This is a genomic window from Ensifer sp. ENS06, from assembly GCF_014852205.1.
Classification (GTDB): Bacteria; Pseudomonadota; Alphaproteobacteria; order Rhizobiales; family Rhizobiaceae; genus Ensifer; species Ensifer adhaerens.
The window spans coordinates 17,451-29,723 of record NZ_JACVBC010000003.1; the positions used below are offsets into that span (position 1 = coordinate 17,451).

At 57.4% G+C, this 12,273-nt stretch carries 14 protein-coding genes; 10 read left to right on the plus strand and 4 right to left on the minus strand.

The genetic code is table 11. The annotated features are described in order from the left end of the window. Positions 1-20 precede the first annotated feature (20 nt). The 9 genes from IB279_RS13710 to IB279_RS13750 are packed head-to-tail and all read left to right on the plus strand — an operon-like array spanning position 21 to position 7,254. Positions 21-983, plus strand: a complete 963-nt coding sequence (locus IB279_RS13710; protein ID WP_192339270.1) for a PilN domain-containing protein — start codon at positions 21-23, stop codon at positions 981-983. Next, positions 980-1,585 carry a type II secretion system protein GspM gene (gene gspM / locus IB279_RS13715; protein ID WP_192339271.1) on the plus strand — a complete coding sequence of 202 codons (606 nt, stop codon included), beginning with the start codon at positions 980-982 and terminating at the stop codon, positions 1,583-1,585. The genes IB279_RS13710 and gspM overlap by 4 nt, the downstream gene beginning before the upstream one ends. Then, positions 1,582-2,109, plus strand: coding sequence for a hypothetical protein (locus IB279_RS13720; protein WP_192339272.1), 528 nt, complete (start codon positions 1,582-1,584; stop codon positions 2,107-2,109). The genes gspM and IB279_RS13720 overlap by 4 nt, the downstream gene beginning before the upstream one ends. Beyond that, positions 2,096-2,980 carry a hypothetical protein gene (locus IB279_RS13725; protein ID WP_192339273.1) on the plus strand — a complete coding sequence of 295 codons (885 nt, stop codon included), beginning with the start codon at positions 2,096-2,098 and terminating at the stop codon, positions 2,978-2,980. Before IB279_RS13720 ends, IB279_RS13725 begins: the two co-directional genes overlap by 14 nt. Further along, positions 2,977-4,593 carry a GspE/PulE family protein gene (locus IB279_RS13730; protein WP_192339274.1) on the plus strand — a complete coding sequence of 539 codons (1,617 nt, stop codon included), beginning with the start codon at positions 2,977-2,979 and terminating at the stop codon, positions 4,591-4,593. The genes IB279_RS13725 and IB279_RS13730 overlap by 4 nt, the downstream gene beginning before the upstream one ends. After that, the gene (locus tag IB279_RS13735; RefSeq protein ID WP_192339275.1) at positions 4,593-5,795 is read left to right on the plus strand and encodes a type II secretion system F family protein; all 1,203 of its coding nucleotides are present in this window, start codon (positions 4,593-4,595) and stop codon (positions 5,793-5,795) included. The genes IB279_RS13730 and IB279_RS13735 overlap by 1 nt, the downstream gene beginning before the upstream one ends. Beyond that, positions 5,792-6,259, plus strand: a complete 468-nt coding sequence (locus IB279_RS13740; RefSeq protein WP_192339276.1) for a GspH/FimT family pseudopilin — start codon at positions 5,792-5,794, stop codon at positions 6,257-6,259. The genes IB279_RS13735 and IB279_RS13740 overlap by 4 nt, the downstream gene beginning before the upstream one ends. Next, a complete protein-coding gene (locus IB279_RS13745; protein WP_192339277.1) occupies positions 6,246-6,626 on the plus strand; it encodes a prepilin-type N-terminal cleavage/methylation domain-containing protein in 381 nt (126 codons plus the stop codon). The genes IB279_RS13740 and IB279_RS13745 overlap by 14 nt, the downstream gene beginning before the upstream one ends. Continuing rightward, positions 6,616-7,254 carry a hypothetical protein gene (locus tag IB279_RS13750; RefSeq protein ID WP_192339278.1) on the plus strand — a complete coding sequence of 213 codons (639 nt, stop codon included), beginning with the start codon at positions 6,616-6,618 and terminating at the stop codon, positions 7,252-7,254. The genes IB279_RS13745 and IB279_RS13750 overlap by 11 nt, the downstream gene beginning before the upstream one ends. Here IB279_RS13750 and gspG read toward each other — a convergent pair. Genes gspG through gspD form a run of 3 tightly spaced genes read right to left on the minus strand, consistent with a single transcriptional unit; the run spans position 7,227 to position 10,298 of the window. After that, a complete protein-coding gene (gene gspG, locus IB279_RS13755; protein ID WP_192339279.1) occupies positions 7,227-7,667 on the minus strand; it encodes a type II secretion system major pseudopilin GspG in 441 nt (146 codons plus the stop codon). The two genes, IB279_RS13750 and gspG, sit on opposite strands and share 28 nt — an antisense overlap. Then, on the minus strand, positions 7,664-8,122 hold the full coding sequence (locus IB279_RS13760) for an A24 family peptidase (RefSeq protein ID WP_192339280.1): 459 nt from the start codon (positions 8,120-8,122) through the stop codon (positions 7,664-7,666). Before IB279_RS13760 ends, gspG begins: the two co-directional genes overlap by 4 nt. Before the next feature lie 22 nt (positions 8,123-8,144). Next, complete coding sequence (gene gspD / locus IB279_RS13765) at positions 8,145-10,298, minus strand: type II secretion system secretin GspD (RefSeq protein ID WP_192339281.1); 2,154 nt, start codon at positions 10,296-10,298, stop codon at positions 8,145-8,147. Positions 10,299-10,620: 322 nt separating this feature from the next. Here gspD and IB279_RS13770 point away from each other — a divergent pair, with 322 nt between their 5' ends. Next, entirely contained in the window at positions 10,621-11,568 is a 948-nt protein-coding gene (locus IB279_RS13770; RefSeq protein WP_192339282.1) for a transglutaminase family protein, read from the plus strand. A 212-nt stretch (positions 11,569-11,780) separates the two neighbouring features. Here the strand turns inward: IB279_RS13770 and IB279_RS13775 are convergent, their stop codons facing one another. Next, positions 11,781-12,272, minus strand: a complete 492-nt coding sequence (locus IB279_RS13775) for an SMI1/KNR4 family protein (RefSeq protein ID WP_192339283.1) — start codon at positions 12,270-12,272, stop codon at positions 11,781-11,783. Position 12,273: the final 1 nt, after the last annotated feature.

The window sequence follows — 12,273 nt, forward strand, 5'->3', positions numbered from 1 at the left end:
GAGATTTCTGGGATTGGTGGTTGTCGGAGCTGAAAGGACTCGGTCCTTTGGCTGAGTGCCGTTTTCCGCATACTCCAGTGATAAAAATCGACCGCCGTGCGGCTCAACTCCTCGCTGACGGCCTTGTGGTTGATCTCACGCCGGAGGAATACGGAGAGTCTGACTTCGCATCCACAAGAAGGACTGACGTTCAACTGCTCCTCGGCAAAGGGCGCTACATCCTTCGGGAACTCTCCGAACGGAACCTACCCACATCACGTATAATGGAGATGGCCGCCATCGACCTTGCGGACAGGACGCCATTCATGGCTAGCGACGTCCGCATTGCTCCGATGCCTCTGCCCGGAAAGACCAGCTACGTCGTGGTGCGGAACGATGTCATCGAGCCTTGGCTCTCGTACGCCTTGCCCAAAGCCAAGACTCGTACGGTCCGGCTGGGAATTGAGCTTGAAGGGCAGCCTATCTGGCTATCGGCCGCCAGCGCCAGAAGCATCGACCCTCGGATCGGCAGCAGTGCGTGGCGCCAAGCAATTACGTCTGTCGTGCTGGCGCTTTTGGCGTTGCTTATCCTTGTTACCGTCACGCATATGGCGTGGCGGAACGCATCCGCCTCGGCGCTGCTAGAAGCGCAGATTTCGAACCATCGCCAGGAAGCGATGGAGGTCCGAAAGATGTTGGAAGTGAGGGCCAGAGCTTTGCAAGCCACGGAGTCTGCCCGCGCCCGCAAAACCCAAGCAATTCCCCTCGCTCGTGTATGGGAAGAACTCACCAAGATCCTTCCGGACACCACATATCTCACGGACCTAAGTCTTGACGGTACGACAGTTACCTTCTCAGGATTTGCGCAGTCGGCCGCTCAGCTGATCTCACTGGTGGATCAGTCAGATTCGTTTGACCGCCCGATCCTAACGGGACCTGTGTCGCGTGTGCCGGGCCGCTCGGGTGAGCAGTTCCAAATTCGCGCCGCGGTGTCGCGACAATGACCGAATTTCTTCTTCAGCTCATGAACGCTCCGAGACGCGCACAACGCGTCGTCGCCATCCTGCTTCTGATCGTTGCCGTTACGCTTGGTACCACCTTAGTTTACGGCGGGCTTATGTCCTTAGCCAATCAGGGCGAAGACATTCTTGAACAAAGACGTGACCTCGCGCGGGTCAACGCGATGGTAGCTAAGAAGCCCCCAACTGCGATCACTTCGGCAGCGTCGCATGAACAATCCATGTTTCTGGAAGGCGGTGAGATTGGAGTGCTTCAAGCGAAGCTGCAGGAGATCGTTGCTGCGATCGCAACCGCGTCTGGCAGCACGATCTCGTCAGCCACCAGCGTTGCCGAGACCGAAATCGACGGAGTGGCGTTCGTCGGTCTGCGGGTAAATCTCGAAGGCGGAATGAAGTCCACCCTCGATACGGTGGTTGCCATCGAGACTGCGATGCCTCCGCTCATCGTCCAAAAGGCGGACATGCGGGCAAACAACGTCACCGCTGGCGAAGGTTTGGCTCAGCCCCTGCAGATATCAACCCAACTGACTATCTACGCCGCTATTCAGCCTACTGCGACAAAGCCCGCGACAGGGGCGCAACAATGAACAAGCTCGGCCATCGACACTGGATTATTATAGGATGTCTAGCAGTGGCGTTGTTTGCCGCCGCCAACGTCTGGCTCTATCTCCTGCCCGTCGATGTCAGTCCCCTGGAGGAGGCAGGCAGTCCACCCGCCCGCAAAATCGCCACGGCCAATGATCCTCTGGTAGTTAGCTTCGATCTGACGGAAGCGCTGGCCCGGCCGCTTTTCAGTCCCACGAGACGCGAATTCGCGCCACCACCCGAAGTCGTCGAGGAGGAGCCGCTGCCGCTGACTCCCCAAATCGCATCGGTCGATGTCGCACCCCCCTCTTTCTCCTTGCATGGGACGCGAAACATCCTGTCTCGGCCAGCGGCGCTGATATCCTTGAACGACCAATCGCAAGGAGAATGGTACGAAGTAGGACAGTCGATCGACGGCTGGCAGCTGGTTGCAGTTCGGCCTAACGGGATTTCGATAACCAAGGCCGACGTTGCACGCGAAGTGCGCCTCTACGACGCTTCGGATGCACAGAATGCCCCGCACTGAGGCCAATGGAAACGATGGCTTCGCACTCGTCGCAGTCCTGGCATTCCTCATGATGTTCGCGTTGTTCCTTACGCCGTTCGTGACAGCATCGAAGGTTCGCACCTTGACCGTCAGCAATCGCTTCGAGAGCATACGGTTAGACCTCGCCGCACAGGCGATCAACGACACGCTCTCGAGCAAGATGTCGCGGGACCCGTCTTTCAAGTCGAAACTCCTGGATGCCAGCCGACAAGCACCACAGAGCTGCAAGATCCGGGATATCACGCTGACGACCGAAGTTCTTGATCAGAGCAGCTTGATCGATCTCAATCGGGCGACACCCGAACTCATCGCCCTTGGCCTTGAAAGCCTGGGACTGGAATCGCTCCAGGCAGCGGAAACAGCGCAGGCAATGGTCTCGTTTCGGAGTTTTGCTCGTGATGCTCACGCAGGATTCCGTCAAACAGCAACATCGGAAAATATGAAACATGGTCCTTTCGAAAGCGTCGTGGAACTCCACGAGTTTGCCTCGCTTCAACCCATTCCGTTGGACCGTCTTGTACGGTTGTTTACATTGTCCAATCCCACCGAGAATCTGACGAACCATTCCCTCTTTCCCGACCTTCAAAGACGACTGAACACCGTTCGAGCTTCCGAGCCCAATGATCAAGCCGCAGCCCAGGACGTAGTTTCGCTGGCCACAACTCTCCAAACCGGAGGAGGTATCGGCTCAGACTACCAAGTCGTGGTAATCGACAACGTGAACAAGACCTTCAGCACGCAGATCACCATGCGACTTCGCCAAAGACACGAAGGGGACGCCTCGGGCCCCTGCGCCACTCTTTTGGGAAACGAAATCTCTGCCTATGCCGAGCAAGGCCTGAATCCATGACCATCCAGCTTACCGTGAAGGAATTCGTCTCTCATTTGGAAGCGAGCGGTAAGTTGACTGCGGAAGGGGCGCTGCGTGTACAGGGCGCCTTCCGCATTTCAAGGCAGCCGGTCGACGTCATCCTGCGCGAACTCGGTCTGATGCAGGACGCAATGATAGCGGAAGAGCTTGCGCGATACCTGTCGCTCGATTTTCTCGAGCGACCGATCGACTTTTCGAGCAACGCGCTCATCGAGCAGCTGGGCTCCGGTTACGTTCGGGAAAACGCCATCGTGCCCTTAGAAATGGACGACGATGAAATTCGGCTGCTCGCCGCGGACCCTTTCGATAGAAGTACCATCGAGGCCGTCGGATACTTCTTCGACCGTGACGTTAAACTGGCACTGGCGCGGCGGAGTTGGATCGAGGAACAGATGTCGGCGCACGCGCAAGCTAGTGGGATCGAATCTTCCGGTTCCGGCTCCTCACAGAATGCCGACGACGCGGACATAGAAAGACTTGTGGACATCGCTCGCGAGGCTCCTGTCGTGAAGTTCGTGTCGCGGATCATTCAGCAAGCCGTCGATCAACGCGCGACCGATATCCACGTCGAACCACAGCCTGAAACAATGCGCGTGCGCTTCCGACGCGATGGGCTATTGATGTCGACGGAGACTGTGACATCCAGCCTCCATGCCGGGACGATCAGCAGGCTGAAGATACTCGCCCGCTTGAACATCGCCGAACGGCGCCTGCCGCAGGATGGCAAGATCCGCATCCCTATCCGAGGCCAGGAAGTCGACCTCAGACTCTCGGTAATGCCCACGGTTCACGGTGAAACAGCAGTGCTGCGCATTCTCGACCGCCAGGCCGTCTCACTCGATCTCCGGACATTGGGCTACTCGGATGACGCGGTCGAAGGTCTTCTGCGAGCTGCCTCCAGACCGAATGGGCTGATGCTCGTCACGGGCCCCACGGGATCGGGAAAAACGACCACGCTCTACGCCCTGCTCAACGCACTCAATCGACCAGAAGTGAAGATATTCACAGTCGAAGATCCCGTCGAATATCGCTTCCACGGCATCACTCAGTTGCAGGTCGATCCCACTATCGGCCTCACTTTTGCCGCAGCGCTACGCTCAGTTCTCCGGCAGGATCCAGACATCATCCTCGTCGGCGAAATCCGTGACCGTGAAACGGCGGAGATCGCAGTCCAGGCCGCCCTCACCGGGCATCTGGTACTCAGCACATTGCACACGAACAGCGCGGTCGGTGCATTCAGTCGGCTGCGGGACATGGGGGTCGAGCCATTTCTCTTGGAGGCGACGACCCGCTGCGTAATCGGTCAAAGACTGGTGCGGCGGCTTTGCAAACGCTGCAGTCCTGACCGTGACCAGACTTGTGAGAACTGTGGTGGGACCCGCTTCTCCGGTCGGCGCGCCGCCTACGAAATTCTGCACGTTTCCAACTCGATCGGTGCAGCCATCGTCAAAGGCAACTCGGAAGCCGACCTATTGGACATTGCTTGTCGCGAGGGAATGGTGCCGCTTCGCCAACATGCCGCGGCCTTGGTAGAGAACGGCGAAACTTCGATTAGCGAGATCGTTCGCGTGATTGAAGCGGAGCGAATGTGATGAAGCGGTTCCGCTATCAGGCTTTTTCCAGGGAAGGTACGAAGGTTACGGGGGTCGTTGATGCTTCCGATGCGGAGGAGGCACGAAAGACGGTGAAATCCGCAGGATTTGCCGTCCAGCGGGTGACTCTCGAGGGTACGGGCGATAAGCGGCGCTTCTCCCTCGAGCTAACGCGCCCATTCGACCCCGCCGGCTTTTTCCGTGAGCTTTCTGTCCTCAGTGGTTCTGGACTGACGCTCGATCAAGCCCTTCAAGTGATGAAATCGACGGTCGACGGCAGCAGCGCACGCGATATCATTGAGGCAATGTCTGCCCGTCTGGCCAGCGGCGAGCCTCCATCTGTCGCTATACAGCTGATTACGGGCCTGCCCGACGACCTTCGGGCATTGGTCTCGGTCGGAGAGCGCTCCGGGAGCCTTCCCTACATGTTCTCGGTGATCGCCGATGACCTGGCGAGGCGGGCAACTCAACGGAAGAAGCTTGTGGATGCGGCAATCTATCCCGCATTCCTCCTCCTGATGATGCTGGGTGCCGTGATGGTCGTTACTTTTGTGCTGGTGCCCGCTCTACTGCCTGTTTTCGACGGCTCGGGCAAGTCACCGCCGGCTATGATCAGCGCCTTGTCCGGCCTTCGCGAGCTTTTGCGGGGCCCGTGGTTTTCGATCGCCGCAAGCTCCCTTCTGCTGATCCTTGCGCTTACCTGGATGCTCAGGGCGGAAACGCTAAGGAACCGGATGCAACGCCTGCTGCAGCGTACCCCCATGATCGGGTCGATGCTGATCAAGTCGACGCTTGCACGCTATCTGCAAAGCCTAGCGGTTCTTCTCGAGAACTCCGTCTCGCTGCCAGAAGCACTTGCTCTGTCAACGGACTGCTGCACCGTGAGGGCTCTCAAGCCACGGATGGAAGAACTCCGTGACAAAGTTGTCTCGGGGCGGCCGCTAAGCGAGGCCCTCAATGAGAGCGCCCTGTTCTCCGCGAAAGTGGTATCGCTTGTGCGCGCAGGCGACCAAGTGAACAAACTACCTGTCGTGCTTTCGACGTCGTCCGAACTGCTCCGCGAGGAAGTCCAACGCCGTGCCGACGCTGCACTGGCACTGATGACACCGGTAGTCACGATCGTGTTGGGATTGCTGGTGGGAGGTCTCGTCATATCCGTCATGACGGCTCTCCTGAGCGTTAACGAGCTCGGCATTTCATGAGACACCCGCCCGCGGATCATACCAATGGCTTCACCATCGTGGAGATGCTGGTCGTACTGGCGATCATCGGCCTCGCGGCGGCAATCGCGCTTCCGAACCTGTTGCCGCGTGGTGGACCGAACCCGGAGAGAGTAGCTGCGACCGCGATGCGATTCGCCCAGACCGCCAGATTGCGAGCGATTAGCTCGGGGAGTCCCGTCGCCGTCGTAATCGATGTCAAAGGAAACGTTGTTCGACTGGAGCCGGGCACTCAAATCTTCTCGCTGCCGACCGGCGTTACGATGGAGGCCATCGTCGGCCGGGACAACACCACGACGGTCGAACGAGGGACGATCACTTTCTTCCCGAACGGAGGTTCCACCGGAGGGCAAATTACGTTCGGTGACAGCTCTGGGCGCCGCTCGGCCCTACGCGTTGACTGGCTCACCGGCTCGCTAAAGGAGATCGGCAATGCACGCATGTGATCTCTCGGACGACACCGGCTTTACGCTGCTGGAGATGATCGCCGCCTTTGTCATCCTTTCGTCTTCACTCGTGATAGCGACCCAGGCGATTGGACTTGCTTCGCGTGGTGCCGTCGCTGCGGACGAACGCGAGACTGCACTTGAACTCCTCCAGGACATTCGAACCCTCGAACTGAGTACTGTGTCGGGGCAAATATCCGACCCGAAGGGACGTTTGTGGAAAGTTTCAATTCGCAAGCCTCGCGGCGAGGCGCTCTCGAACCTCTCCGTGTCAGCAATGTCGCTGACCAGCCCAGGAGGCATCCGGTTCGGCTTCCTTCTCCCGGACAGCGGATCTGAGCGGAACGAGGCCTCCGGTGCACGATAAATCGACCTCGGCCCAGGGCACAGCAGGGTTTTCCCTCGCTGAAACACTGGTTGCGTTAAGCGTCTTCAGTCTGCTGGCAATCGTGCTACTGGGGGCAATCCAACAGATCCGCCCGCTCTATCAAGCCAGCCAGTCCGCAACCTCGCGGACAGAGCTCAACACGATCGCCGACTTCCTTGACGAGACCATCGCAGCCGCCGTTCCGCTCGTCATCATCGGCAACGAACAATCCGGTGAGCGCCTGGCGTTCGTGGGCAATCAAGCGAACATGAAATTTGTCGGAATGGTGCGCGTCGGGAGCGATCAATCCGGCTTGCGGGAGATCTCCATCACCTATCTGGCGGAGAGAAGCGAGCTACTGCTGGCAACTGCCCGGAGACGGCCGTCAAAATTGGAGCCAACACTTACTCCAATCGCCGACGAAATCGCCGATGCTCGTTTCGAATACCTCTCCGAGAAAGAGCCAGGTCGCTCGCCAGTCTGGCTCAGCGCCTGGTCGAAGCCAGACACGCTTCCGACCGCGGTCCGGATTACCATCAACCGAGTAGGCGGCCCTCCAGCGCTCGCTGTTCGCCGCACGATCTTTCTAAGAAACGCGTCCTATTCGCTGCGCAGGTCGGCGTCCTGACTTTCGCCGCCTTCACGACCGTCGCGGCCAAACGACGTGATCTGAAACTGCTTGTCGCCCGCTGGACTCTCGTACTTGTACGCGTTGCCCCAAGCGTCCTTGAGCTTTCCCCCCTTCTTCAGGTAGGGGCCGTTCCAACTCGAGTTGCTGTCCGGCTGTGTCTCAAGGGCGACCAGCCCCTCCTCTGTCGACGGATAACGGCCGCTGTCGATGTAATAGAGTTCGAGCGCGCTCTGGATGTTCCTGATCTGCGCCTTGGTAGTATCGACCTTGGCCGCTCCTAGGTAGCGCAGCACTTGAGGGGTCGCGATCGCTGCGATAAGGCCGATGATCGCCAGGACGACCAGAAGCTCGACGAGAGTGAAGCCTTCCATGTTGCGGCGACGGCGCCGCTCTTGCGCTTGCAGTGTCATGCTTGGAATCCGAACAAATGAATATCAAACTTTTCGAGGTGCCAGACGGCCAGCAGTGAAATCGAAAGGAACGGCCCGAAGGGCACCCGGACACTGTGGGGGTCGGGATGTCCGCGGTAGGCGATCGCAAAATAAAGGAGTGCCGAAAAGGACGCCCCGAGCAGGAAAAGCGGATAATCCAGTGGGCTCAGCCACGCCGCGGCGGCGCCTGCGAATTTGACGTCTCCCATTCCGAGCCCCACCCTGCCGGTGCGCGCGGTGTGAAGTTTTCGGACTCCCCAAAAAAATGCGAACACGATGACGCTGAACATCAGCGCTGAGGCCGTGGCGGACCAACTATCTCTCACACTGTAGCTTACCCCCCCAGCAAGCACCAAAGCATTGATCCAGTCCGGAATGATCATTGACTTGAAATCGGTCACAACGATCACTGCCGTACAAACGACAAGCAGCAACGACGCTCCCATCAATGTCGGATCAATAGGCAAGGCGCTTGAGGTCCTGTTGAAGCTTGGTTCCGCCACGCCGCTTCTGGATAGCTGATCCGAAGTCGAGCTGCTGCCGGAACTCCTCGGTCACATCCCTCGCCTCCTGCACGTCGCGGACGACGCGCGGCTTGATGAAGATAATCAACTCAGTCTTTTTGATTGAATCGGTCTTGTTCTTAAACGCGTTGCCGAGGAGCGGAATATCACCGAGGACAGGCACCTGGCTGCGGCTGATGCTGTTCTTCTGCTGGATCAGTCCACCGAGCGCGATGCTCTCGCTGTCATTGACGACGACACGAGTGGAGATCTTTCGCTGTTGAATTGTGGGGGAATCGATGCCCGAGGACGTGGTCTTAACCACATCGCTGACTTCCTGCTGAATGTCGAGCATGATCCGTCCGGAACTGTTCACCCGCGGGGTAACGGATAGGATGACGCCCGTGTCTTTCAACTCGATCGAGTTGACGATAGGCGAGTTTCCGTTGGTGCTTGTCGCCTGTTGAGTGACGATCGGCACCTGGTCTCCGACCTGCAGCGTCGCCTTTTGATTGTTCAGCGCCATGAGGGTCGGAGCGGAGACGACGTTGACGTCTGTCACGCTCGAAAGTGCGTTAAGCGTCACGCGGATATCGTTGGTAGCGTAGCTCCACGCAAAGCCCGGGAAACTGGGGGCGACTGCGCCAGTGGCAAGATCAGACAGCCGAAGCCCGAAGTTCCCGCTCTCAAAGAACCAACGGAGACCGAACTTAAGTTCGTCTGTGAGGGTGACTTCCGCGATCACGGCTTCCAGCAGGACCTGCGTCGGCACGACATCCAGCTGGCGAAGCAATCCCTGGATATGATCATATTCCCGTGCTGTTGTTGAAATCAGCAGCGAGTTGTTTTCAGTGTCGGCGACGATCGATGTCTTCACCTTAGCTTCAGCAGCAGCGGGCTCGGCAGACCAGCCCTCAGATTCAAGAGGCTGTCCGTCGGGAGCACTCTGCCCGTCAGGTGAGTACGAACTTGCCACGTTGCCGACGGCCGCAACTTCCATGTCGGGCGCGACAGCCTTGGCTGCAGAACTTGCGCTGCCACCCCGATTTTGGCTAGCGACTACCGCTTGAAGCACCTGCGCGAGTTCTTTGGCGGGCCGATTCTGGATATTGTAGACGAACATTTGTTCTTCGTTCGTGCTCGCCAGCTTGTCCAGCTTTGCAATCCATGCCGCTGCGCGCGAGAGATAGGCAGGTCGTGACGTGATCACGAGAATCGACTTCAGCCGTTCGTTCGGAAGGAACCGGATGATCTTGTTGCCTGCGCCGTTATCGTTGGCAAAGATAGAATCCAGTTCCTTCGCAACGGCAGCGGGCTGCGATGCGCTAAGCGGGTGCAGCGCGACGGACATGCCCTTCATCCAGTCGACGTCGAAGACATTGATTGCATCGCGCAGCGAAGCGAGATCGTTGCTCGTGCCCGCAAGCATGATGAGATTGCGTGTTTCATCGACGCGCAGAATGGAACCCTGGCGGCTAATCGGCTCGAGAATTCCTTTCATTTCCTGTGCGGAGATGTACTTCAGTTCAACCACCTGGACCTTGATCCCGGGCCCCTTGGGCGAGACCGAGGGCACACTGACATTGGGCGTGGACGAAAAGGCTTCCGACGACGGTACGACCTGATAGTTGCCGCCCCGCTTCACGATGACCGCGCCGTTTACCGAAAGAGCAGACTCGAAGATGTCGATCAGGGCCTCGCGAGAGACAGGCGCGGATGTCTGCAGAGTGACCGTGCCAGTAACGCGCGGATCCACCACGTAGTTGACCGAAAGCGTGTCTCCGAGAACACTCTTTGCGGCCGCTGCAATCGGCGCGTTGACGAGGTTCAGGGAATAGCCGTCCCCACCCTTAGCCATCTCGCCAACGGAAATCGCTGGTCCGTACCCTACGAAGCTTCCCGTTCCAGTAGACAAAGCACCAGTGAACCCCTGCCCGTTTCCCGCGCGGGCAATGCGGGTGGTGCCTCCCGCGGTAACAGGCAACGGTTTGCCCCGCGAATCGAGTTCGTTCATCTTAACAGAGAGGACGTCAGTGACGGCATCGTCTGATGTGCAAGACGCAAGCGCAGCAGCGCAGAGCAAAGCAATAAGTACCGCTGGCTTCATGGGAGAGACTCAGTGAACAGGCGCTATCATCAATACAGACCCGCTGCATGACGGGAACCCGACAAAATGCACGCAACCATGGCTGTCCACAACTAGGGCGGCTCTCCGTGTGATTGCCAGAGAAATTTCTGCTTTCGCTGGAAAACGGTCTAAAATTCTACAACCATAAGCGTAATCGCGCGGCAGGCCCCCAGGCGCGAAAGACAACGATGTGATTACACTGTTTCGGGAAAACACGCTGAAAACTCACTGCTATCGCCGGGCAACACGTTGACTCCAGGTCCGCAAATACTTACCCGGAGTTGCGCTTGGGAGAACGACTATGAGGCTGTTCGCCGCCTGCATTCTTTCACTTCTTGTCCTTTCCACGGAAGTCTGGGCAGGCTCAGTCGAAGACGACCACTCGCGTTTGCGCGCCGACACGGAAGCTCTCTTCCAAGCGGGCCGGGATTTGGCCGAGGTAAAGCTGGCGATCGATCGGATGGTTGATCTGACCGTGAACATCGAAGTAGGACACATGGAAATCGACCGCATGGCCGATGACGTGAAAAATACCGTGGGCGCATCGGCAAGCACAGCCGAAAAGCTCGAAGCTTTGAAACGGTACCTCTACGAGCCGGGGCCTTGGAACAATCGTCGGCCGTTCGAGTACGATCTTACCGATCCCCTCGGAGATACCCTCGCCAACCGCAAACTGTCCCGCTACCTCGAGACAAGACGCGGCAATTGCGTGACCATGCCGATCCTGTTCCAATTACTGGGCGAGCGCCTGGGTTTGCGCGTGACTCTGGCGGAAGCGCCGTTGCACCTGTTCGTCAAATACACCGATGATGATGGCAAGGAATGGAATCTCGAAACAACAAGCGGCGGCGGCTTTACTCGGGACGTTTGGTATCGCCAGAAACTGCCGATGACAGACCGAGCCGTCGAGATCGGGACCTATCTACGCCCGCTTTCGCGGGAAGAACTGATAGCGACCATGGCGGCCTATCTTGTCGAGCATTATCTTTCGTCCGGCGACTACCGAAAGGCGGCTGCCTCGGCCGACGTCCTCTTGGGACACTACCCAAACTCTGCATACCTTCTGACAAAGAAGGGGACAGCCTATTACCGTCTGCTACAAAGCGAGGTCGTCAGCAAATACAAGCGGATGGAGGACATGCCGCTTGCAATGCGAGAGAAGGCTGACACCTGGTACCTTGAGAATGTGTCCGCGTTCGAGCGTGCTGAGGCTCTAGGGTGGCGGCCCGCGGAGCAAACAAGCAATTAGCGTTGGCCATGTTGGGACTGGAGCGCTTGCGATATGCGTTCCAGCATTCCATGCCTTGGCTCGCCCTTTCCGGGCTAGATTTTCCTCATCGTTGGGACATGTCGACTGCTGCAATCATGCAAAACCTTCGCGGACCAATATCGGCCCCCACCGCCTCGCTGCTCTTTGCGAGTTATTGCTCGGCATAATACCCATGTTATCTTGGTTCATACTTAAATTTCGGTGTAAAAATCAATATTATTCATAAGTTTCCTTGTGAAATCTTCGAAGCTTTCCGCATACACGTCGTCCAAATGCGGATAATATACCTTACTCCCTTTATCTTTTCGAAAAACCAGAACCGCATTGTCCCCGAGATAGAAGAAAGGCACCTCTCCGTCGGCAACAAGGTCTGGATACACCTCCCATTCGACAGACTCCTTTCGCAGAATAGCGGATATCTCGGACGTATTCAGGAACAGGTTATCGTGGAATTCGTCAAATCTTCCGTTTGCATCCTGCCTGATTCGCCCGGACCCCACAGAGACCAAGAACTTCACGTATGCCTCCGGTAGTATTTTTCCGAAGTCATCCTGAAATTTACGAAGTTCGTTTTCATCTATTTTAGTGAGAAAATTAGGGGAGGTGTGGTCATCCTCTTTGTTTTCTTCATTTACGAACTTCTTATACCAATCTAGGACATCTAAATTGATGTTTTCTACCATT